The sequence below is a fragment of the Trichococcus pasteurii genome, assembly GCF_900112935.1.
Classification (GTDB): Bacteria; Bacillota; Bacilli; order Lactobacillales; family Aerococcaceae; genus Trichococcus; species Trichococcus pasteurii.
Window position 1 is genome coordinate 124,676 of the sequence record NZ_FONM01000005.1, and the last position, 23,753, is coordinate 148,428.

At 50.6% G+C, this 23,753-nt stretch carries 21 protein-coding genes; 18 read left to right on the forward strand and 3 right to left on the reverse strand.

What is annotated here, in order from left to right; all coding sequences use genetic code 11:
• Window positions 1-54 precede the first annotated feature (54 nt).
• Together BM184_RS06635 and BM184_RS06640 are read left to right on the forward strand one after the other, a co-directional pair.
• Entirely contained in the window at window positions 55-882 is an 828-nt protein-coding gene (locus tag BM184_RS06635) for a DUF975 family protein (RefSeq protein ID WP_086943125.1), read from the forward strand.
• A 46-nt stretch (window positions 883-928) separates the two neighbouring features.
• Window positions 929-1,678 (forward strand): hydrolase, encoded by a 750-nt coding sequence (locus tag BM184_RS06640; protein WP_086943124.1) that lies wholly within the window; start codon window positions 929-931, stop codon window positions 1,676-1,678.
• A gap of 97 nt (window positions 1,679-1,775) precedes the next feature.
• Here BM184_RS06640 and BM184_RS06645 read toward each other — a convergent pair whose 3' ends face one another.
• Window positions 1,776-2,519, reverse strand: coding sequence for an SDR family NAD(P)-dependent oxidoreductase (locus BM184_RS06645; RefSeq protein ID WP_086943123.1), 744 nt, complete (start codon window positions 2,517-2,519; stop codon window positions 1,776-1,778).
• 497 nt (window positions 2,520-3,016) lie between these two features.
• On the opposite strand from BM184_RS06645, the gene ypfJ reads away from it, so the two are divergent.
• The 15 genes from ypfJ to BM184_RS06720 all read left to right on the forward strand — a co-directional run bounded on the left by ypfJ (window position 3,017) and on the right by BM184_RS06720 (window position 19,509).
• The gene (ypfJ, locus tag BM184_RS06650) at window positions 3,017-3,901 is read left to right on the forward strand and encodes a KPN_02809 family neutral zinc metallopeptidase (protein WP_086943122.1); all 885 of its coding nucleotides are present in this window, start codon (window positions 3,017-3,019) and stop codon (window positions 3,899-3,901) included.
• Window positions 3,902-4,110: 209 nt separating this feature from the next.
• The gene (locus BM184_RS06655) at window positions 4,111-6,357 is read left to right on the forward strand and encodes a heavy metal translocating P-type ATPase (RefSeq protein ID WP_086943121.1); all 2,247 of its coding nucleotides are present in this window, start codon (window positions 4,111-4,113) and stop codon (window positions 6,355-6,357) included.
• A gap of 320 nt (window positions 6,358-6,677) precedes the next feature.
• Complete coding sequence (locus tag BM184_RS06660; protein ID WP_310793416.1) at window positions 6,678-7,874, forward strand: iron-containing alcohol dehydrogenase; 1,197 nt, start codon at window positions 6,678-6,680, stop codon at window positions 7,872-7,874.
• 253 nt (window positions 7,875-8,127) lie between these two features.
• Window positions 8,128-8,784, forward strand: coding sequence for a GntR family transcriptional regulator (locus BM184_RS06665; RefSeq protein WP_086943120.1), 657 nt, complete (start codon window positions 8,128-8,130; stop codon window positions 8,782-8,784).
• The gene (locus BM184_RS06670) at window positions 8,771-9,415 is read left to right on the forward strand and encodes a GntR family transcriptional regulator (RefSeq protein WP_086943119.1); all 645 of its coding nucleotides are present in this window, start codon (window positions 8,771-8,773) and stop codon (window positions 9,413-9,415) included. Before BM184_RS06665 ends, BM184_RS06670 begins: the two co-directional genes overlap by 14 nt.
• Before the next feature lie 338 nt (window positions 9,416-9,753).
• Window positions 9,754-10,665 carry a L(+)-tartrate dehydratase subunit alpha gene (gene ttdA / locus BM184_RS06675; RefSeq protein ID WP_086943118.1) on the forward strand — a complete coding sequence of 304 codons (912 nt, stop codon included), beginning with the start codon at window positions 9,754-9,756 and terminating at the stop codon, window positions 10,663-10,665.
• Window positions 10,662-11,291: a L(+)-tartrate dehydratase subunit beta gene (gene ttdB, locus BM184_RS06680; RefSeq protein WP_245830722.1), complete on the forward strand. Its 630-nt coding sequence runs from the start codon at window positions 10,662-10,664 to the stop codon at window positions 11,289-11,291. The genes ttdA and ttdB overlap by 4 nt, the downstream gene beginning before the upstream one ends.
• 112 nt (window positions 11,292-11,403) lie before the next feature.
• Complete coding sequence (locus BM184_RS06685; RefSeq protein ID WP_086943117.1) at window positions 11,404-11,733, forward strand: hypothetical protein; 330 nt, start codon at window positions 11,404-11,406, stop codon at window positions 11,731-11,733.
• 19 nt (window positions 11,734-11,752) lie between these two features.
• Complete coding sequence (locus tag BM184_RS06690) at window positions 11,753-12,154, forward strand: biotin/lipoyl-containing protein (protein WP_086943116.1); 402 nt, start codon at window positions 11,753-11,755, stop codon at window positions 12,152-12,154.
• A 77-nt stretch (window positions 12,155-12,231) separates the two neighbouring features.
• A complete protein-coding gene (locus BM184_RS06695) occupies window positions 12,232-13,302 on the forward strand; it encodes a sodium ion-translocating decarboxylase subunit beta (protein WP_375152989.1) in 1,071 nt (356 codons plus the stop codon).
• A gap of 28 nt (window positions 13,303-13,330) precedes the next feature.
• Window positions 13,331-13,462 (forward strand): OadG family protein, encoded by a 132-nt coding sequence (locus BM184_RS15515; protein WP_086943114.1) that lies wholly within the window; start codon window positions 13,331-13,333, stop codon window positions 13,460-13,462.
• A gap of 14 nt (window positions 13,463-13,476) precedes the next feature.
• Window positions 13,477-14,865, forward strand: a complete 1,389-nt coding sequence (locus tag BM184_RS06705; protein ID WP_086943113.1) for an oxaloacetate decarboxylase subunit alpha — start codon at window positions 13,477-13,479, stop codon at window positions 14,863-14,865.
• Between the two features lie 185 nt (window positions 14,866-15,050).
• A complete protein-coding gene (locus tag BM184_RS06710) occupies window positions 15,051-16,418 on the forward strand; it encodes a citrate:proton symporter (protein WP_245830720.1) in 1,368 nt (455 codons plus the stop codon).
• Window positions 16,419-16,597: 179 nt separating this feature from the next.
• On the forward strand, window positions 16,598-18,598 hold the full coding sequence (locus BM184_RS06715) for an HIRAN domain-containing protein (RefSeq protein ID WP_086943112.1): 2,001 nt from the start codon (window positions 16,598-16,600) through the stop codon (window positions 18,596-18,598).
• A 365-nt stretch (window positions 18,599-18,963) separates the two neighbouring features.
• Window positions 18,964-19,509 (forward strand): AbrB family transcriptional regulator, encoded by a 546-nt coding sequence (locus tag BM184_RS06720; protein ID WP_086943111.1) that lies wholly within the window; start codon window positions 18,964-18,966, stop codon window positions 19,507-19,509.
• A gap of 64 nt (window positions 19,510-19,573) precedes the next feature.
• Here BM184_RS06720 and BM184_RS06725 read toward each other — a convergent pair whose 3' ends face one another.
• Together BM184_RS06725 and uvrC are read right to left on the reverse strand one after the other, a co-directional pair.
• Window positions 19,574-20,425, reverse strand: coding sequence for a DegV family protein (locus BM184_RS06725; protein ID WP_086943110.1), 852 nt, complete (start codon window positions 20,423-20,425; stop codon window positions 19,574-19,576).
• A 137-nt stretch (window positions 20,426-20,562) separates the two neighbouring features.
• On the reverse strand, window positions 20,563-22,347 hold the full coding sequence (uvrC, locus tag BM184_RS06730; RefSeq protein WP_086943109.1) for an excinuclease ABC subunit UvrC: 1,785 nt from the start codon (window positions 22,345-22,347) through the stop codon (window positions 20,563-20,565).
• A 141-nt stretch (window positions 22,348-22,488) separates the two neighbouring features.
• Between uvrC and BM184_RS06735 the strand changes: the two genes are divergently transcribed.
• Window positions 22,489-23,730, forward strand: a complete 1,242-nt coding sequence (locus BM184_RS06735) for an MFS transporter (protein WP_120488159.1) — start codon at window positions 22,489-22,491, stop codon at window positions 23,728-23,730.
• The last annotated feature ends 23 nt before the right edge of the window (window positions 23,731-23,753 follow it).

Sequence of the window (23,753 nt, forward strand, 5' to 3'; positions counted from 1 at the left end):
CACAATTATGGTATACTACAATTATCGAAATTTGTAAGGGGTGGTCATAATCATATGTTAACGAATAAAGAAATCAGATCAACTGCTCGAGAATATCTACGCGGCAATTATAAAATGGCGGTCATCAACCTGATCCTTATCACGATCGCGAACAGCGTGCTGCAATCGGTAATCAGAACGCTGACTGGCGAAAGCGCGTTGAACATGCGGATGACAGGGGAGACTTTGCCGAATTGGGATTCTGTCTTTTCGATGCAATACTCACCTTTTCAAACAACACTGAATGTCGTCCTTTCGATCATCGTGGCGTTGATCATAGGCTCCATGCAGATGGGAAATGAATGGGGATATCTGGATATGCTCGACGGCACGCCTCTTTCATCAGGCCACCTGCTCAAACCGTTTGAAAATCAGTTGTCCAAGACGCTCGGCGTTCTTGCGCTGCAAGCCGTCTACGTTATTTTATGGTCCGTCTTGCTGATCATACCGGGCATCATCAAGCTGTATTCCTTGGCATTATCGAACTTCATTTATTTCGATAACCCGGATATGAAAACGACGGATATCCTGAGACAAAGCGAAGCCTTCATGAAAGGCAAGAAGATGCGACTTTTCCAATTGGATCTGACTTATTTTGTTGTCTACCTGATCCCGGTCGCGCTGTTCCTGGGTATCGGGGTTTCCGCGTTTTCGATGTATGCCGGAGCGGCGAACGCCGACTCAGATGCGTTGCTGTACCAAGCGTTGTTGCTAGTGGGATTGATGCTGGCTGCATTCGCCATCTTCGGAATCCTGACCTTCATCGTTGAGCCAAGAAGAAAAGCGGCGCGTGCGGTCTTCTATTCGGAAGTGCTGAAGGAAGAAAACCTCATCGTCGGTTGATTTCTCTATACCTTACAATCGAATTTTCCAGAAAAGGAGCGGAATAATGGAACCAAGAATCAAAAGAGAAGCACCGAGCATCACAACCGATCTGCGCAGTGATACCGTCCAAGTTCCCAGCGTAATCCGGAACTGTTCCGGAATCAGGATTTTTGGGAAGCGGATCAAATCCCTGATCTTTACGACGGATATCGCCATCATCCTGAATAACGATGCAGATGCTGTCATCGCGGTTTATCCATTTACCCCGCATCCGGCGGTCATCCAAAGCATTGCCAACGTCTCAACGATTCCGATCCTTTCCGGTGTCGGTGGGGGGACGACCCAGGGCAAACGCAGCGCCAACATTTCCTTGTTTTCGGAGGCTCAAGGTTCCTTGGCTGTCGTCGTCAATGCGCCGACACCGATCGAAACGATCAAACAGATCGAAGAGGCGGTTGATATTCCAATCGTCTGCACAATCGTAACGGAATACATGGATATCCAGGCGAGGCTGGATGCCGGCGTCGATATCCTGAACGTCAGCGGAGGGAAGGATACGGCCTACATCGTGAGCCGCATCCGCGAAAATTTCCCGGATGTTCCGATCATCGCAACGGGCGGGCCGACGGATGCAACGATCCTCGATGCGATCAATGCCGGCGCGAATGCCATCAGCTGGACACCGCCTTCCAACGGCGAATTGTTCCGACGCAAGATGGACAAGTACCGCAATAAAGAGCGCGAGCGCTACATGCAGGAGCATCAAGGCATGACTATCGAAGAAGTCGAAGACTTGGAAGATCATAGAGATTGACCTATTGAAAAACGCGCAAGCAGCTTCCGGGACTGTCCCGGAAGCTGCTTGCGCGTTTCTTTTCGATGTCAGTAAACTTTTATTGCGCAAAAGAATACTACAGATCAGAAATCATGCCGCCGTCGACGACGAATTGCGAGCCGGTCGAATAGCTCGAATCATCTGATGTAAGGTAAATGACCAGATTGGAGACTTCCTCAGGTTTTGCAGTCCTTCTTAATGGAATATCCTTTTCCAGTTGCTTGATGTATTCATAGACGTCACCCTGTTCAGCCATCGGCGTTTCGATGATGCCTGGGTGGACGGAATTCACGCGGATATTGAATTGGCCAAGTTCAGTAGCTGCTCCCTTTGTCATCCCGGTGACTGCGTGTTTGGACGCGCTGTAGGCGATGGCGGTAGGTGCACTCACGAGGCCATCGACTGATGAAATGTTGACGATTGAGCCGACACCTGCTTTTTTCATGGAAGGCACAACGGCTTTCATGCCCAGAAATACGCCCAGTTCATCGATTTCGAAAGTCAGGCGGAAATCAGCTTCCGTCAACTGGTCCAATGTCTTGAAGATGCCGACGCCCGCGTTGTTGACAAGTACCGTAACCGGACCGAATCTTTCCTCGGTCTGCGCGATGACCTCTTCCCAATTGGCTGATTTTGACACATCGAGCTTCATGAATACGGCATTTTCGCCGATTTCCTCAACCAAAGCTTTTCCGGCTGCTTCATTGATGTCAGTCACCACTACTTTGGCGCCTTCCTCCACAAATTTGCGGGCGTGCATGGCACCCATTCCTTGTGCTGCCCCAGTTATGATTGCTACCTTGTTGTCCAATTTACCCATTCCGCATCGCTCCTTTGGATTCTTTTTTTGTCGCTCCCATCATGTTAGGGATTACTTGTATAGGCTTACAGTCATGTTATTCCTATAACCAATCAGAATCAATATTATTCTATCAAATGTATATATTCACAAGCGGGCAGTCTTGGTGAAGTCTATGAACTGCGGTAAACAATGCCATATTAATGCGGCATTTGGAGTTCCGGGAATTTTGAACAGAAAATGAACAAGCCTTTCAAAATCTTGGCATGGAATGTTTTTATCAATATGTGCGTAATCGGAACAAGCGGCATAAGTGCTTGTCTGGATTCAGGAACGCCGATCGATCGATGGATGCGAATCGAGGCAGACCGCTCTCAGGTGTATTTTTTTTAAATTATCAGTCAATACTATATAATAAAGGTAAGCATGAAATCGATTTTCGGATTGCGGTAAAGATCTGGCCGGGTTGGCAGAACCAGAACCAACGTTGCGAAAAATAGGATATTGGAGGTATTCGTATGAAATGGAAAGGCGGAAGGAGAAGCTCCAACGTTGAAGACCGACGCGGCAGTGGCGGGTTTTCAACGGGTGGCGGCGGACTGGGCATGAGCGGCATGGCAGGCGGCGGAATTTTCGGGATCATCATCATGATCATCATCGCCCTATTCGGAGGCGGCGACCTGTTTGGCGGGGGTGGTGGCAGCACGCCTACAGAAACGCCACAGACCGGCATCACCGAAACCAGCAATAAGACCGAGGACGAGATGGCTGAATTCGTATCCGTCGTACTGGCATACACAGAAGATGCTTGGACACAAGAATTTGCGAACAACAACCTGGAATATGTCGAACCGACACTGGTGCTCTTCAGCGGACAGGTGCAATCAGCCTGCGGTGTGGCCGGTTCCCAAGTCGGACCGTTCTACTGTCCAGCCGATCAAAAATTATACATCGACTTGAGTTTCTACGATCAGCTTTCGCAGGAGTACGGCGCGTCCGGAGACTTTGCGATGGCCTACGTCGTCGCGCATGAAGTCGGGCACCATGTCCAGAACTTGCTGGGCATCATGGAACAAGTGCAAGGCTACCGTGGACAAGTCAGCGAAACGGAATACAACGAGCTGAATGTGCGTTTGGAACTGCAGGCCGATTATCTGGCCGGTGTTTGGGCAAATTATGTCCAGGAGCAGGGTGTCTTGGAGGAAGGCGACTTCGAGGAGGCTTTGCAGGCTGCATTCGCGGTAGGAGATGATACTTTGCAGAAACAGTACCAAGGCTATGTCGTACCGGACAGCTTTACGCACGGTTCCTCCGAACAACGGATGCGCTGGTTCACGAAAGGCTTTGAAACCGGCAATCTGAGCGGTGGGGATACGTTCAATATCTCTTATGATGAACTTTAATTTATGATGAAGTTGGTTAAGCCTGTCGCGCTGCGGCAGGCTTTTTTGCATTCAACAGGGCAACAGCAGCCTGCTGGTTCATCCGATTGACACAAGCAGGCATAAGGATTATAATACGGTTAACACATGAATGGATGTTCATATGTAATGCGGAATCATTCCGTTTTCTGATAAATAATACGAATGCTTAGGACTAAGGAGGGATAGAAATGTCTGAGAAAGTAAAGCAGATTGAATGGTATTTGGACGAATTGGATTGCGCCAATTGCGCCAACAAAGTTGAAACCGGAATCGCGAAAATAGAAGGGATCCTCGAAAGCAATGTGAATTTCATGACCAAGACATTGCGGATTGAAATAGAAGAGGATCAAGAGACCGAGATTTTGCCGAAAGTGAAACAAAAACTCAGTGTACTGGAGCCGGATATCCATCCGACTCTGAAAAAAAGCGGTGCACCAATCGGAGCGGATGGGCTACCGATAGTTGCGGTTCAATTCGCTGAAGCAAAATCTCCGGAAAATGTCCACGACCATCACGGCCCTGATTCCGAGGATGCTGAAGGGCACACCCACGAACATAGCCATGGTCATAGTCATGCGCACGGCGAAGGGGATAAGGACGAAATCCGGAAAGCCGTCATCCGCCTGATCGTCGGCTTTGGGATTTTGCTGGCGGCGATTTTCGCCCCGGGCAGCGGAACGGTTGCGCTGGCATTGTATGTGACCGCGTACCTGGTTGCGGGCTATGACATCGTTTGGAGCGCGCTCCTGAACATCAAGAATGGACAACTGTTTGACGAAAACTTCCTGATGACGATCGCCACACTCAGCGCCTTCTACATCCAGGAGTATCCGGAAGCGGTGGCCGTGATGCTGTTCTATCAGCTGGGCGAACTTTTCCAGGACATCGCGGTCGACAAATCCCGCCGCTCCATCGCCGAATTGATGGACATCCGGCCTGATTACGCAAACGTAAAAACAGCTGCCGGCATCGAAAAAGTGGCACCGGAAACCGTCAAAATCGGCGACATCATCCTGATCCGGCCCGGCGAAAAAGTGCCGTTGGACGGGAAAGTCGTGAGCGGAACCACGGCAGTAGACACTTCGGCATTGACCGGAGAATCGGTTCCGCGTGGTGTGAAAGTCGGCGACAGCATCTTGAGCGGTTTCATCAATAAAAACGGCGTCATCGAAGTCACAGTCGAAAAGCCGTTTGCTGAGTCAACAGTCGTCAAAATTTTGGATTTGGTGCAGAACGCCAGTGGCCGAAAAGCACCGACGGAAAATTTCATCACCAAATTCGCACGCTACTACACGCCGGTTGTCGTCATCGCGGCCGTTTTGTTGGCGGTGCTGCCGCCGCTCTTGTTCCCGGGCGAAAGGTTCAATGAATGGCTTTACCGGGCCAGCATCTTTCTGGTCATCTCCTGTCCGTGCGCTTTGGTCGTTTCGATTCCGGTCGGTTTCTTCGGCGGCATCGGTTCGGCCTCGCGCAAAGGCATCCTCGTCAAAGGCAGCAACTTCCTCGAAGGCCTGAATGATGTAAAAGCGGTCGTGATGGACAAAACCGGAACGTTGACGGAGGGCAAATTCGCCGTAACCCGGATCGAAAGCGCCGGTGAGCTGACTGAGGAGCGTTTGCTGGAACTGGCCGCCTATGCGGAACTGCATTCCAGCCACCCGATTGCCGATTCCATCAAGGAGGCTTACGGGAAAACGATAGCTGAAGAACGTATTGCCGCCACAAATGACATCCCTGGTCATGGTCTGCAGGTCGTAGTTGATGGGCAAGAAATCCTGGTCGGCAACGCCAAACTGATGGAGAAATTCGGCATCGCACATACTTCGGTTCCCGAAACCGGGACAGTTGTGCATATCGCTGTGGATAAACAATATGCGGGCTATATCCTGATTGCGGATGCCATCAAGGCTGATGCGAAGGCCACAATCACCGGGTTGAAAGCGAGAGGCATCCGCACCATCATGCTGACCGGGGATTCCCGTGCGGTAGGCGAAGCAGTCGCCAAAGAAATCGGCATCGATGAAGTCCATGCGGAATTGCTTCCGCAGGACAAAGTGACGAAGCTGGAGGAAGTGTTGGCGAGCAAACGAAAGGGCGAAAAAGTCATCTTCGTGGGCGACGGCATCAACGATACGCCAGTGTTGGCCCGTTCCGATATCGGGATGGCGATGGGCGGTTTGGGATCCGACGCCGCCATCGAAGCTGCCGATATCGTCATCATGGACGATCAGCCATCCAAGATTTTGACCGCAATCACCGTAGCTGAGGAAACACGCAAAATCGTCTGGCAAAACATCATTTTCGCGATGGCGATCAAAGGGCTGTTCCTGATCCTCGGCGCGTTCGGCGTCGCCACCATGTGGGAAGCCGTCTTCGCCGATGTCGGCGTGACCGTATTGGCTGTCCTGAACAGCATCCGGATTCTGAAGAAATGATCGTTAGTATGTGGGGGCCGCCAGCGGCCCCTATTTTTGTCCGCTCCGGTGTCCTCCAGAGGACAGTGTTGCAAAAGGGCGTCAGCTCCGATGAGCGTGTGGCTCATCGAACGTGGCGCAGCAAATTTTGCTGAACTCCGGAGAAGCTGTCCTCATCGGAGTTGGAGTATTGACTGGGCTTCTGTCTTCCGGCGAGGCCCCGTTTCCCGGAGTTCAGGCAAGTCGACGCTGACGCTGGCGTCCGCGCCTGTCGAAGCGTCCCAAGCGGTTTATCCACGCAGCTGTGCTACAATGAAAAAATAATATACGAAAAGTGAGTGATGAGGTTGGAAAAGGGTATCCGTAATTTTGAGTTTCAAAATCCGACAAAGATTGTTTTCGGCAAGGACCAGATCAAACGCATCGACAGTTTGATCCCGCAAGACGCGAAAGTATTGATTTTGTATGGCGGCGGCAGCGTCAAAAAATTCGGCATGTTCGACCGCGTCGTCGAAGCCTTGGGCACCCGCGAGTGGGCTGAATTCGGCGGCATCGAGGCGAATCCGACCTACGAAACGCTGATACAAGCAGTCGACAAGATCAAAGCGGAAGGCTACGACTACTTGTTGGCGGTCGGCGGCGGCAGTGTCATCGATGGCGTGAAATTCGTTGCGGCAGGTGCGGTGTTCGATGGCGATCCTGTCGATATGTTCGGCAGCGGCGTAGGCAAGGGCTTGCCGGTCACAAAGGCTCTGCCTTTCGGAACGGTATTGACGTTGCCGGCCACGGCATCGGAAATGAACAACAACTCGGTTGTGACCTTTGTGGAAAAACAAGCGAAAATCAGTTTCGCCAGTCCACATACTTATCCACAATTTTCCATACTGGAACCAGAAGCGACCTACACGTTGCCGAAACGCCAACTGGCCAACGGTGTCATCGATTCCTTCATCCATGTGATGGAGGCATATCTGACTTATCCGGTTGACGCAAAAGTGCAGGACCGCTGGGCGGAAGGGCTGCTGCAGACATTGATCGAAATCGGCCCGGACGTAGTCGATGAGGACAACCATGACTATGCGACCCGCGCCAATTTCATGTGGACAGCGACGAATGCGCTCAATCGTTTCATTTCCCCGGGTGTTCCCCAAGACTGGGCGACGCATCAACTGGGCCATGAGATGACGTTGGCATTCGGGATCGACCATGCGCGTACCTTATCGATTGTCCTTCCGGCCATGATGAAAGTCCGCAAGCAGCAGAAATGGGATAAACTGCTTCAGTATGCGGAACGCGTGTGGGATATCCGCGGCGATTCCAATCTGACCGATGAAGAAAAAATCGATCTTGCGATCAAAAAGACCGAAGACTTCTTCGCCAGCCTTGGGGCACCCATCCGTTTCTCCGATGTTGACCTGGATGAAACCGACATTCCGGGTTTGGTGGAAGCACTCGTCCGCCACAAGAAAGAGAACATCTCCGAACGCGGCGACTTCACCACCGAGGATGCAAGAGCAGTCTATACAGCCGCACTTTAATGGAATAACGATCTTGTTCAGCAATCCTTCCCGATCCGGGGAGGATTTTTTTTAGGCATCAACTGAAAGGGCAGGGACGGATTTTGTCCATCAAAAAAAGAAACAGGTTGAAAAATGAAGGAAATCATGTAAACTATAAATGAAGCAAGAAAAGACAAGGAATTATCAGTGCCAAGTAGCGTAACTATAAACTTTAAGACTGCTATTGTCATAATCTTGCACTGACCTATAAAATTTAAAGGGACTGTAGTCTTTGGAATCATTAGAGAGAACACAAACAAAGGATTATATTGCGGAAATCCTGCGCAATGAAATTTTCAAAAGAAACATCAAGGATGGCGAGAAACTGAAACAATCCGAAGTCGCTGCCGCAATGGGCGTTTCCAGAATGCCCGTAAGGGAAGCCTTGCAGATGCTGGAAATGGAAGGCGTGTTGGAAAGGCTCGAAAACAGACACATGAAAGTCAACGGGATCTCCTTCGAATCGGCCAAAGCCCAATTCAGGATAATCAAAGCGCTTGAAAAAGAAATTTGTCTGATCCTTTCCGAGAAGCAAGTTGACGCGCAGCCATTCCTGAAAATTGCGGACGAATACAAAGTAAAAATGGTCGCCAAAGATAGTGAAGATTGTCGCAAGCTGGAATTGGAATTCCATCAGCTGTTGTCGGAAGCGACCGGCATTCCGACCATCAAGCGGGCACATGAGCAACTTTTGAGCGGCTTTTTCACCTTCGTGCTCGGAAATTATGATTTTGATTTTGAAGCAAACTGCAAGCATATTGAAAAAATCAGCCAGCACCTGGCGGAAAATGACCTGCCTAAATTGATGGCTGGATTTGAAGACTATTTTCAATATTATGTTGAGATCCTAAAGAAAGAATTGGAGGGAATGAACCATGAGCATCCTTAAACCGATCAAACTATTGCCTGCAAGAGAAAGGGTCGCTTCCTCCCTGAGAAAAGCGATTATCCTGAAGGAATTCGAGCCGGGCCATGAATTGATGCTGGATGCTGTTGCGAAGATGCTGGGCGTTTCCGTTACGCCTGTCCGCGAAGCTTTTCAGATTTTGTCCCGGGAAGGCTTCATCCAACTGCGCCCCAATAAGGGAGCCATCGTAATGGGCATCACCCCGACTTTCCTTGAGGACCACTATGAAATCAGGGCATCCCTTGAGAGCGAAGCCTGCGCCATCATCTGCAGAAAGAAAAAAGACATCAGCGAAATCATCAAAGTGCATGAAGATGCGAAAGAAAGTATCCTGTCGGGCGATGTCAGCTCCTATTCCGACCTGAATCAGGCCTTTCACTTTGCCATCTGGAACGCCAGCGAAAATGCGCGCCTGATCGAAATGGCCTCCAACCTTTGGAACGGCTTGTCGATGGGGGACCTCCAAACGGAAGAGCAGTATGCCCAAATTTCCATCCAGGAACATGAAGATATCATGAATGCACTCATCGCAGGGGACGAGGAACAGTCCCGCAAATTCATGCTGAAGCATATCTACCGCAGCATGGAAAATGTACTGACGCGGTTCAAATAGAAGAACCTACACAATAAAAAAACAATGGGCCATCGGGTCCGCACTCCTGAACAACAGGGAGTGCGGACTTATTTTTTTTGTCGAAGATAATCGAGCAGAATCCCGTAATGGCGCGCAAAATAATGAAAGCGCTTCAAAAAACATAATAAAAAATTCACATTACTGTTGACAACGAAAAAAGGATATGGTAAATTTCTACTTGTAAAAGGGATACATTATCAGATATCAAATATAAATGATATCCGGAGTGTGCGACTTTAATCTAGCAGTACCGCATCACAGTGGAACGAAGGAAAACTTGGTTTTGCTTCAGTTACCGATTACGAGGAGGAAGAACAATGGAAACGCTTAACAATGAAGTGACAGCGCAACAGAAAATCACTGAAACAGTAGGTAAATTTATAGGTTTGATCGGCAAAAGATTACCGGATGACGTGGGCAAGAGACTGGTCGAGTTGGAGAAAGAAGAAGTTGCTCCTTTATCCAAAGTTGTATATCAATCGATGATGGACAACCAAGACAAAGCGATGAAACTGAACCGTCCATCTTGTCAAGATACAGGTGTTATTCAATTCTTCATCAAATGCGGAGCAAATTTCCCATTCATCGGAGACTTGGAAGAGGCATTGACCGAATCCGTACTTGAAGCTACAAAAAATGCGCCATTGCGTCACAACAGCGTAGAAACATTTGATGAATACAACACAGGAAAAAACATCGGAAAAGGCACACCATCCATCTTCTGGGATATCGTTCCTAACAGCGACAAATTGGAATTGGATGTCTACATGGCGGGCGGCGGTTGCACATTGCCGGGTAAATCAATGGTGTTGATGCCATCTGCTGGATACGAAGGCATCACGAAATTTGTATTGGATGTCATGACTGAATACGGAATCAATGCTTGCCCTCCGTTGTTGGTAGGTGTCGGCGTCGCTACCTCCGTCGAAACAGCAGCCGTTTTATCCAAAAAAGCCTTGATGAGACCGATCGGCAGCCACAACCCGAATGAGCGCGCGGCTTCAATGGAAAAATTATTGGAAGACGGCATCAACTCAATCGGCTTGGGACCACAAGGCTTATCCGGCAAGAAATCCGTCATGGGCGTTCATATCGAAAACACTGCGAGACACCCATCCACTATCGGTGTGGCAGTCAACACAGGTTGCTGGTCGCACAGACGCGGACACATCATCTTTGATAAAAATCTGAACTATGAAATCACTTCACATACGGGGGTATCACTATGAGCGTGAGCGAAATGAACGGCAAAAAAATTCTGACAACACCAATCACAAATGAAGACCTAGAGAACATCAACATCGGCGACATCGTTTACTTGAACGGCCACATCGTTACGTGCCGTGACGTTGCCCACCGCAGATTGATCGAAGAAAAAAGAGAGTTGCCGGTGGACCTGAACGGCGGAGCGATCTTCCATGCCGGCCCGATTGTCCGTGATCTGGGTGACAACAAATTCGAAATGGTTGCGGTTGGCCCCACAACCAGCATGCGTATGGAAAGATTCGAAAAAGAGTTCATTGAAGAAACAGGCGTCAAACTGATCGTCGGCAAAGGCGGCATGGGCCAGAGAACAATGGAAGGCTGCCAAGAATTTGGCGCTGTCCACGCTGTTTTCCCGGGCGGCTGCGCAGTGTTGGCGGCTACGGAAGTGGAAGAGATCGAAGCAGCGCATTGGCGTGACCTTGGTATGCCGGAAACACTTTGGGTGTGCCGCGTGAAGGAATTCGGACCGCTGATCATTTCGATCGATACCCATGGCAAAAACCTGTTCGAACAAAACAAAGTGATCTTCAATGAAAGAAAAGACAAAGCAATCGAAGAAATCAGCAAACAAGTAAGCTTCATCAAGTAACAGTCAGCTGCAATGAGCGGGAGTCCCTAATCTCAACCAGGTTTTCGGGCTCCCTTACTTATTGTGAGCGTAGTGAAGAACTGCACATCGAAGGATGTAGGAAGGAAGAGTTATGACCCTACTATCAAAATTACGTGGACTTCTTTCAGGTAAAAGTGAGGTTGTGCAGCCGACAGCAGCTGCAAACGCACCCGTTGCCCAAGCAAAACCATTGGAAACAGTCGATTTTTCCTTGTCTGTCTCGCAGGAGGACAAAGAATTGGTTGCAGCGATCGCCTCAGCGATACTTGTTCATGACGATTCGGATGTTACTGTCCAAGTGAAGAACATCACAGAAATCGATCTGGAAAAAGAAATAGCTGCGGCCATCATTGGCGCAATTGCTGCAGGAGATCATCCTGCTTCGCAATTTAGGTTGAAGAGTATCGCAAGAATAGATTAGCCGGAAAGAGGGAAAAAGAATGTTAAGGAAATTCCGCATCAAAATCAACGAAAAAGAATACATGGTGGAAATGGAAGAGTTCGGAGCACCGGCTGTAGCCGCGGCACCTGCTCAAGCAGCACCCGTACAAGCCGCGCCAGCACCAGTCGCAGCACCCATAGCCGCTCCAACAGCGCCAGCACCCGCACCGGTTGTCGGAAGTGGCGAAGGCGACCCGATCACGGCGCCGATGCCCGGGAAAATCCTGGACATCAAAGTGAACGTCGGCGACGTCGTGGCAGAAAACCAAGTACTGGCCGTACTGGAAGCGATGAAACTGGAAAATGAAATCGTTGCGCCACGGGCAGGCACCATCACGGCTGTCATTGCCACAAAAGGAGCACCGATCGACGTCGGACAAACAATCGTAATCATTCAATAAAAACAACGTTTGGAGGGAAATAAAAATTGGAACAAATTGTTGCAGGAATCTTATCCGTCACGCCCGGCCAACTGATCATGATGGTCATCGGCAGCGTGCTGATGTATCTGGGGATCAAGAAAGAATATGAACCGACTTTATTGGTGCCGATGGGATTGGGAACGATCCTCGTCAACTTCCCGGGGACCGGCGTCTTGACGCAGATGGTCAACGGAAGCGAATCGGAAGGCGTCCTGGATGTTCTTTTCGAAGCCGGTATCAGCACTGAGCTGTTCCCGTTATTGATCTTTATCGGCATCGGGGCCATGATCGACTTCGGCCCGCTCCTACAGAACCCATTCATGCTATTATTCGGCGCTGCTGCCCAATTCGGGATCTTCTTCACGATTGCGGTAGCCGTATTTTTCGGATTCGACATCAGGGAAGCCGCTTCGATCGGCATCATCGGCGCTGCCGATGGCCCGACAGCCATCTTCGTATCCAATCAGTTGGCGCCTAATCTCTTGGGACCGATCACCGTCGCAGCCTATTCCTACATGGCCTTGGTTCCGATCATCCAACCGATCGCCATTAAAGCCGTCACGACCAAAAAAGAACGTCAGATCCGCATGACCTATAAAGCAGAAGGCGTCTCGAAGATGACAAAAATCCTGTTCCCGATCATCATCACGCTGATCTCAGGCTTCATCGCACCGATCTCCTTGCCGCTGGTCGGGTTCCTGATGTTCGGTAACCTGCTGCGCGAATGCGGCGTCTTGGACCGTCTATCTTTGACGGCTCAAAACGAGTTGGTCAACATCATCAGCATCCTGTTGGGGATCACGATTTCCATCAAAATGCAGGCTGAACTGTTCCTGAATCTGCAGACGTTAATGATCATCGCCTTTGGTCTTGTCGCTTTCATCATGGATACGATCGGCGGGGTGTTGTTCGCTAAATTCCTGAACCTGTTCCGCACCCAAAAAATCAATCCAATGATTGGTGGTGCCGGTATTTCTGCCTTCCCGATGTCCAGCCGGGTCATCCAAAAGATGGCAACGGAAGAAGATCCGCAGAACTTCGTATTGATGTATGCGGTAGGATCGAACGTTTCCGGACAGATCGCATCCGTTATCGCCGGTGGATTGGTGCTTGGCTTCTTCAGCTAACCTATTATTCTTTTGAAAGGAGATTGACATGAGCACTTTTGAAAATTTACAGATCGCCCTGGAACTGATGCTTTTTGGGATGGGAGGGATCTTTCTCGTCCTCTTCCTCCTGTATGTGGTTTGTATTGTACTGATTAAACGGTTCCCGGCCGATAAATGATGGAGTTGATGAAAATGACGAAAAAAATCCGTTTTATGGAAACAGTCCTGCGGGATGGGCATCAAAGTCTGGTGGCGACCCGCATGTCGACCCCGGAAATGCTGCCGATCCTGAAAAAAATGGACGAAGCCGGCTATGATGCGCTTGAAGTCTGGGGCGGCGCAACCTTCGATGCCTGCCTGCGCTACCTGAACGAGGACCCATGGGAACGGTTGCGCACGATCCGCAGCGAAGTGAAGCACACGAAGCTGCAGATGCTGTTGCGAGGGCAGAACTTGTTGGGCTACAAACACTATCCCGATGATGTCGTCGAATCCTTCATCCGGAAAGCAATCGAAAACGGTATCGATGTCATCCGGGTCTTCGATGCGCTGAATGATCTGCGGAACCTGAAGACGTCCTTCAAAGCCATCAAAAAATATGGTGGACACTGTCAAGGGACCATCAGTTATACGACCAGCGAAGTGCACAACAATGATTATTACCTGAAACTGGTTGCGCAAATGGAAACGATGGGGGCCGATTCGATCTGCATCAAGGATATGGCGGGCATCCTGACGCCGAAGACTGTCTTCGAACTGGTCAGCGCGCTGAAAAAATCCACGGTGCTGCCGATCCATGTCCACACACACTGCACCAGCGGCATTGCCGAAATGACCTACCTGATGGCTGCCCAAGCGGGCGCGGACGGCATCGATTGCGCCATCTCACCGTTCTCCGGCGGGACCAGCCAACCGGCGACGGAATCGATGGCGATCGCCTTGGAGGAGATGGGCTATGACACCGGCTTGGATCTGGAAGTCCTGAAGGAGATTGCGGATCATTTCCGTCCGATCAAAGAAGACTTCCGCAGCAAGGGTCTTTTGAATCCGAAAGTGATGGATGTCGAGCCGAATACCTTGTTGTACCAAGTTCCCGGGGGCATGCTTTCCAATCTGCTTTCGCAGCTGAAAGAGGCGCACCAGGAGGACAAATATGAAGCGGTGCTGAAGGAAATCCCGGCAGTAAGGAAAGACATGGGCTATCCGCCGCTTGTGACGCCGTTATCGCAGATGGTCGGCACACAGGCGGTCATGAACGTGGTGAGCGGAGAACGCTACAAAATGGTGCCGAAAGAAATCAAGGATTATGTGAAAGGCTCCTATGGGAAATCGCCGGCGCCGCTATCCGAAGAAATCAAACAAAAAATCATCGGCGATGAGGAAACCTGCACGGTACGGCCGGCAGACCTGATTGAACCGGGGATGGCAGCCTTCAAAAAGGAAACGGAAGCGTACGCAGAGACGACGGAAGATGTCTTGACCTACGCATTGTTCCCGAATCTGGCTGAACCGTTTCTGCGCAAAAAGAAAGATCCGTTTTACGATGTGCCGATCCAAAACGTTACGATCATCCTTCCTTAAAGTTACTGGAAATGCTAGCATAATCTTTTTTATGAGACGAGATTATGCTAGTATTTTATAAAATGGGAAAGCCACCCAGTTTTTGAGTGGAGTAGCGTATTCTTATAATTTGTAAGCGCTTTTTGATAGGCTCATTCATTTTGAATCGAGTCAACAACTCAAACGAAGAAGGGACATAATTATTTATGATATTGACATTCCTTGCGATCGCAATGATCACCATCTTTATTGTCGTACTGGCGAAAAAGAAACTTTCCATTTTTGGGGCTTTGACCTTAATCCCATTGATTTTCGGTATTATCGCTACTTTCGTGAACAAGGTGCCTTTGACGGACATGTTCGAATGGATCAAGACAGGGCTATTCTACAGCGTCAATGCTGAAACAGGGAAAGTATCAATGGGTGTAATCTCTCCCGCAATCGTCATCCTGTTTGCGGTACTGTACTTCGGCGTCATGCTGAATGTCGGTCTGTTCGATCCGTTGTGCGAATTCTTCATCAAAAAAGCCAAAGGTGACCCGTTGAAAGTTACGGTGGCTACTGTTTTGACTTCGTTGGTCGTAACCATGAACGGCGATACGACAACTACGATCATCATCTGTGTGGCAGCCTTCATCGAACTTTGGAAACAGATGAAGATGAACCTGCTTTACTTAGCGGTCATCATCGTTACGCCGATCGGTATCTTCAACCAATTGCCTTGGGGCGGCCCGACAATCGCGGCCAGCACAGCAATGGGCGTGGAAATCAGCACCTTGTTTGCGGCTTTGTTGCCAGGGCTATTGGTTGCAGCTGTGTATGCAGTAATCATGGCCTACATCATCGGACTTAAGGAAAGAAAACGCCTGAACTTTGATCCGAAAGATGCCAAAGATGTCTCACCTGAAACGATTCAAGGCATGTTGAACGCAATCCGCGATAACGAACCTGAATTGAAAAGACCTAAAATGTGGTGGTTCAACCTGATCATGACGCTAGCGATTTTGGCGATGCTGATCATGGATATTGCCCACGGTGGTATCCTGTTCATGCTGGGAGCCGCAATCGCTTTGACTGCGAATTACCGCTCTTCTAAACTGGTTACCGAGCGTTTGGATGCACTTGCTGCCGATTCTTTGGCGCCTGCCTTGGCTACTTTGGCAGCCGGTGTCTTCTCAGGAATCTTGACAGGAAGCGGAATGGCTACTGCTTTGGCGGAAGGGATCACCAAAATCATCCCTGAAGCGTTGGGTACGCATATGGCACCGATCTATGCCATCATCTCTGCACCAGCAATCACATTCCTGCCGCAGGATGCTTTCTACTTCGGAATCGCCAGCGTAATGGCAGGCGTAATGGGCCAGTTCGGCATCACACCGGATCAGGCTGCCGTCGCTTCAATGGTAGGGCAAGCATTCCGCTTGATCAGCCCGGTCATCCCGGCCTTGTACATGCTTTGCGAATACACGGAGATCAACTTCGTCGACTTCCAAAAAGGCTACATCAAGTTTGCTTGGCCGATCCTGTTCATCTACATCATCGTTTACGGCATCACAGGTGTCATGCCGCTTTAAGCTTCAACAATAATAAAGTGAATGAATGGAAGCGTTCGGGGGATAAAACCGAGCGCTTTTTTGTGCATGTTGCTCGTGTTAATTAAATAATTTTTAAAACTAACATAGTGACACCCTATAATATATGGTAATATTGAAGAAAGAGAGCATCGGAGTCAACGGGAAAGAAGGGTTGCCATTTGGAAAATAACCAGAGCATTTTTGATACAATTTGCCGGCTGCGGGATGAGCAGCCTGGTCTGCCTTATCGGTTCCAGGATGAGTGGACGGCTGGGCAAAAAGATGTGCTTTATGTCCTTGCATCGGAAGGGATCCCTTTTTGGCGGAAAGAGGATTTGGCGAAGGAGTGCTGCAGCATCCTCAAGGACCTCGTCAACAAAGAAGAAGCAATCCTGACAGACCCCGTCCTGCGCCATTTTCTGGAGCATTACCCGATCTGCAGTTACTTCCTTGAATTGCGTGAAAGAGTGCGGATTACTCTGGAAGCAGAATCAGGAGCACGGGAGCGGTTGTACCATCTCGGCATGCGGCTCGCACGGAGCGGCGCCGATCCGGAACAGGTGAAACTGGGCATCATCCTTTTGGGTTTCTTTCCATATGATACGACCAAACAGATCATGCGCACACTGGGTTACCACAGTGAGTACACTTTGTACGTGCTCGAGAGCATCCAGTTCGTTTTCCCGTTGCAGAACAATTTCATCTTCGAATTGGCCAAGCACACGGTCGGATACGGGAAGCTGGCGGCCATGTTCCTGCTGAAGCCGGTCAGGTGGGAACAGCAGCATTGGATGATGCATGAAGGCATCAAGAGCGATTTTCTCGCCAACATCTACGCCAATCTCTGCATCCAGAAAACGGATATGCGCGCCTATTTCAAGCAGACCGAGATCACGGCCGCCAATTTCACGGATTTCGCTTACCTGATCTGCTATGCCGACTACAATAATGACAGCGTGACCATCGATGCTCAGCTGGACTTCCTGTACAAGTTCATCGATAAGCGCGACTACGCGGCAAACTTCATCGATCTCGGCGCGCTCGTCAGCATCTGGTATCAGACAGTCGACTATTGGCAGCAGGATTACGACTACATCAGTCAAAATGAAACGAAATACCGCCGCACCAAAACCATGTGGGATACCCGCATCTCCCGCTACGAAAAGTTGGTGCACAAAGTTGAGAGCTACCTTCATCAGCCGAAATGGCGCCACATCGTTTATCAGGAAATTTCATCCCCGAAGGAATCGGATAGACTGATCATGAAAGTGCTTGTCTATCTGAACATGCATCCCGATTTTCCGGCCTTCATGGAAGTGCTGAGTCGGCAACCTTTGGGCTTCAATATGCTCGACTTTTTCCTGAAAATCAATCCCGAACTCTATTTCGACGATGTCTGCGAATATCTTGAATCAATCCTGAACCCTGATCTTTACGCGCTCCCTCTGGAAACCGAAGAGCCGGAAAATCCGAGCGTTACCGATCTGATGCGCGCGGATGAATGGCTGCTGCGCCTGTTCGAAGTGATGAGCGAGAAACGTAAATACAATGAAGCATGGTGCATCCGCGGCATCCACTACCGCCATGCCGGCGTGCGCAAAAAGGCAGTTCAAGTGTTGCAGCAGCACAGAAAAAAATGGTCCGATCAGGTGAAACACGAACTCCAAATCGCGCTTGAGAAGGAGCCGAACATCAAACTGAAGCGGCAAATCGACAGACTGTTGCAGCCGGAAAATCCGAAGAACCAAAAAGAAAGCCGTTATCTGAAGATGAAGCAACCGCCGTTGAGCCATGCCCATACGGACAAGGAATTGCTGCATACCTACATCGCCGGCACCCAGTTCCATGAGTTGAGCGGAGTCGCCGATTTCCTGAAACAGGGGGATTTGTTGCAGCTTGTCCGCGAGGCCGACAATGCTTATGACGCCAATGCCATCGCCGTTGCGACGCAAGCTGGCTACATGTTGGGGTATGTGCCGCGGTCGGAGAATCCCGTCCTGGCCAAATTGATCGATGCTGAAGAGCGGCTGTACGCAATCCTTGAATCGCCGACAGTCGAGATGGAACGCCCGAAAATCACCATCGTCCTGAAACGAACTTTTTTCCAGGCGCAACCGACTGAGCAGGGCCAAGGCATCATCCTGCCGTTCCCGCCGCCCAAGAAAAAGAAATATGAATAAGAAAAAGAAAAGCGGAACGGGTTCGTTCAGTCCTGAAAGAAATTTAGGAAATCTGGCCCTGAATGAGCATCATAGAGCGCAATTGCTGAGAGACTTCCTGCGTCAGCAGGTTAGTCGAATAGTATCCTTGGCTCGGTAGAGACAAGGGGTTCCTTTATCCCTTTCCGAAGGGCTAACCCGTGCAGCTAGCCAACGTCTTGGGATGCACAAAATATTTTGCAATCCTGTGAAACACCTGCGGTGAAGCACTTTTAGTTCAGAAAAATTTATACTATTCTACAAAAAACGGAGAGGAACATCGAAAGAACACGGTGTTCCTCTTTTTGCGCGGAATTGAACTTGACTATTTCGGAGGAAAGTCGAAAATGAAAGGAGAGAGTCATTCTGACATAAGGGAGCATAAACATATGAATTTTGGGAAACTATTGGGTACATTGATTGTGGCTTTCATCGGAGGTTGGGCAGGGATCCGCTTTCGTGTGCCGGCCGGAGGGATGATCGGTTCGCTGGTCGCAGTAGCCATCTACAATTATTTTTCTCAGATGGGCTACATGCCGGCCAATCTGAAGATCATCGGCCAAATCATCATCGGCGGAACCATCGGCATGAACTTCACGAAAAGCAGCTTGGCCGAAATGAAACAGGTGTTTTTCCCTGCCGTCACTTCCGTCCTGATTTTGTTGACGGTCGGAGTGATTGCGGGCTATATCCTGCATAAAGTGGCCGGAATCGATCTGATCACGGCCTTGCTGGGGACCTCCCCAGGCGGATTGACGGACATGACCATCTTGGCTGCGGCTTTTGAGGCGGACACGATCGTCGTCTCCTCCATCCATCTCGTTCGGCTGTTCTCGGTCATCCTGTTGATGCCGATCTTTGTCCGGATCATCAGCACCTATATCAACAAATAAGCAATAAAAAGTGGGGCGGAAAATCCGATTTGGATTATCCGCCCCACTTTTTTTACAAAAGCTGTTATTCGTATTTCTTCAGGAAGAACAATCCCAGCGTCCCCAGTCCGGTATGCGAGCTGATCGTGGAACCGATCGTGTTCACATAGATGCGGCGCGGATGGAAATGCTCTTCGATGTATTGACGCATTTCCTCGATGGCTTCGGGATCGTCGCTGTGGCAAAGGAAAACGTTCTGTTCCTGGATCATATCCGCTTCATCGCGCAAGCGTTCGTACATCCGGTTCATGACTTTTTTGCGCCCGCGCAGTTTCTCGACGGGAATCAGTTCACCGTTGATGACTTCCAGTAAAGGTTGGATGTTCAGCAATCCCCCGAGAAAGGCACTGGACTTCGAAAGCCGGCCGCCTGCCGCAAGGTAATTCAGATCCTTGACGGTGAAAAGGGACACGACGTTCGCAGCCGTGAAACGGACACGTGATTCGATTTCGTCCAAAGTGAAGCCGGCCTCGCGCATTTCGATCGCTTCGACGACAGACAAGCCCTCTCCGACCGAAGCGCTCATGGAGTCGACCAACCGCAGATCAAAGTCCGGGAATTCCTCTTTCAGTTGCTGGTAAGCCAGATAAGCAGCTTGGTAGGTGCCGGAAAGCTTGGCGGAAAGGGAAATATAGATGCCCGATTCCCCGGCTTCGGCCGCTTTCCGGAAACCGGAAAGGAATTTTTCCAAGGATACTTGGCTCGTTTTCGGGTGACCGCCGCGAGCGATCATTTCATAGACTTTATCGGCTTGGATTTCGATCATATCTTCGTATTCGCCGGTATCCAACAGCGTGGTCAGCGGGAAGACTTCCACATCATTCTCCTGCAGATAGGCATAGGCCAGATCACAAGCACTATCGGTAAATATTTTCATTAGTAACGCCTCCTCTAGCGCGAGTTCTATCACGGGATATTCCGTGGACTACTCTACAGTATAGCACGTTTCGTCCATTTGGAAAATTTCAGCGCAACAACTGCCTTAAATAGGGCGATTGGATGCCAAAAAAACGGTCAATCGTTCAGTTCGCCGAGTTCCTCCTTGATCAGCAGCGCCGTCTTTTCCGGGATGCCCAACGCCTTGATGTCCTCGTAGCTGGCTTCGCGGATGTTCTTCATCGTCTTGAAATGCTTCAGGATTTTTGTGCGCGTTTTCGGCCCGACGCCTTCGATCTGGTCCAGTTGGGAAGCGATGCTGTTCTTGGCGCGCACTTGGCGGTGGAAGGTGATTGCGAAGCGGTGGACCTCTTCCTGGATCCGCTGCACGAGATGGAAGGCCTGGCTGTTCGGACTGAGTTCCACGATTTCATCCTTCTCGCCGAAGATGAGCGAGGATGTCTTGTGCTTCGTGTCCTTGACCATGCCCGCCACCGGGATGTCCAGTCCGAGCTCATCCTCAAGCACTTCCTTGGCGGCATGCACCTGGACTTTGCCGCCGTCCATCAGGATCAGATCCGGCATTGCGCGTCCTTCGCGCAGCAAACGGCTGTAGCGGCGGCGGATGACTTCCTGCGTCGTCGCGAATTCGTTGCTGCCTTCGACAGTCTTGACTTTGTATTTCCGGTAATTCTTGCGTTCCGGCCTGCCGTCCCTGTAGACGACCATCGCCGAGACCGGATTGGTTCCCTGGATGTTCGAATGGTCGAACGACTCGATTACCTCCAGATATTCGATGCCCAGCGCCTCGGAAAGTTCCTGGATGGCGCCGACCGTCTTATGGGTGTCGCGCTCGATCAGCATGAATTTCTCGGTCAGCGCCAGTTCGCTGTTCGTAATCGCAAGTTCGAGGATGCTGCGCTTGCTGCCGCGGACAGGGGTGTGCACCTTCGTTCCGAGCGCTTCCTGCAGCAGCTCCGTGTCGACGCCTTTAGGGACGAGCACTTCCTGCGGCAGGATATGGTTGGGATCCTGATAGAACTGCATAATGAAGGAAGCCAGCTCTTCCTCCGGCGTGTCGTAGCAGGGGAAAAGGGCGGCTTCGCGTTTGATGATCGAGGACTGGCGCAACAGGAAGACCTGAATCGACAGCCAGCCTTTGTCCATATGGAAGGCGAAGACGTCGCGGTTCGTGTAGTCGCGGGACATGACCGTCTGTTTTTCGACGGTCGCCTCGATGTAGCTGATCTGGTCGCGGTAATCGGCAGCCTGCTCGAAATTCAGGCTGTCGGCGGCGAGGTGCATCTTTTCCCGCAGGTCCTTTTTGATGTCCTTGACCTCGCCATTCAGGAAAGCAGCAATCCGTTTGATCTGGGCATCATACTCCTCTTTCGATACCTCGTGATCGCAACAGCCGATGCATTGGCCCATATGGTAATAAAGGCAGGCGCGTTTGGAATTCTTGGCGCACTTGCGCAACGGGTAGATCTTCTGGATGAATTCCTGCGTCTCCGTGGCCGCGTAGACGTGCGGATAGGGTCCGAAGTAGATGCCGCCGTCATCCTCGACCGTTGAGGTGATGATGAGCTGCGGATCCTTTTCGTTCGTGACCTTCAGATAAGGATACATTGTCCCTTGCTTCAGCTTGATGTTGTATTTGGGCTGGTAACGCTTGATCAGGTTGATCTCCAGCAGCAGCGATTCCTTGTTCGTTTTCGTGACGATCGTTTCAAAGCGATCGATGTCCTCGACCAGCAGCTGTGTCTTGCCTTCGTGCTTGCTGTGGAAGTAGGATTTCACGCGGTTCTTCAGATTTTTGGCCTTGCCGATGTAGATGATTTCGTCATCCTTGTCCCGCATGATGTAGCAGCCGGGCAAGTCGGGCAGCAGCGCCAATTTTTGGTTGATTTCTTCTCTGCTCATCCGTTTCAATCCTTTTACTTTTAGTTGAGAATAGTATAACATGAATGGAAACATACGTTCAGCCGTTTGATTCCAAATGAAGGTGAACGCAGTCATTTTGGGGACACATCACCGTCCCCGCAGCAAGGAAGTGGAAATAGTGTGATAAAGAATATGAAATATGAAAAGTGGCAGCGGCAAACGGCTCTCTTTCTGGGCAGCCAGACGATTTCCCTGTTCGGCTCATCGCTTGTCCAATACGCGATATTCTGGTATCTGACCTTGGAAACGCAGTCCGGCGTCATCATGACCCTATCGACCATCTTCGGCTTTCTGCCGACTTTCTTCATCTCGCCGTTCGCCGGGGTGTGGGCCGACCGCTATAACCGGAAGCGCCTGATCGTCCTTTCCGACGGCATCACCGCGCTCTCGACCTTGGTGCTGGTCCTGCTGTTTTTGGCTGGGCAGCGCTCGATCTGGATCCTGCTGGCGACATCGGCCATCCGCGCGATAGGGGCGGGAATCCAGATGCCGGCGGTCGGCGCCATCCTGCCGCAGATCGTGCCGGAAAAGGAGTTGACCCGGATCAACGGGCTCAACGGCAGCATCCAGGCCGTCGTCATGTTGGTTTCACCGATGATCAGCGGCGCGCTATACCAATTTGCGCCGATGGAGGGCATTTTCATGATCGATATCGTGACGGCGGCTCTGGCGATCGCCATCCTCGTGTTCCTGCTGAAGGTCCCGACGCATGAAAAAGCCAGCCACGAGCAGGTCAGCAACTACCTGCAGGACATGAAGCTCGGCTTCCGCTACATCCAAAATCACGCCTTCATCAAAAGACTGTTCCTGTATTTTTCCTTGGCTTTCTTTATGGCTGCTCCTGTATCATTCCTTTCCCCGCTGCAGGTGGCGCGCTCGTTCGGCGAGGATGTTTGGCGCTTGACGGCGATCGAAATCGCCTTTTCCATCGGGATGATAGGCGGCGGCCTTTGGATCGCGTCATGGGGCGGCTTCAAGAACCGGATCCATTCCATCGCTTTTGCGATCGGAGCCATGGGCCTGTGCACTTTCGGGATGGGTGTCATCCCGAATTTCTGGATCTACCTCTTCCTGATGGGTCTCGTCGGCCTCGTCATCCCGTTGCTGAACGCGCCGAGCATGACGCTGCTGCAGGAAAAGGTCGAGGAAGATTTCCTCGGCCGGGTCTTCGGTGTCCAAAGCATGGTCTCCAGTTCGATGATGCCGTTGGGGATGCTGATCTTCGGACCGCTTGCGGACCGGATGGCGATCGAAATCCTGATGGCCGTATCAGGCGCGTTGCTGATGGTCGTGGCCTTCTTCGCAATCCGTGACCGGGTACTGTTGGAGGCCGGCAAACCTGAACCGTTGGACGGAGAGTAATCAATTGAACAAAAAAAAAACGA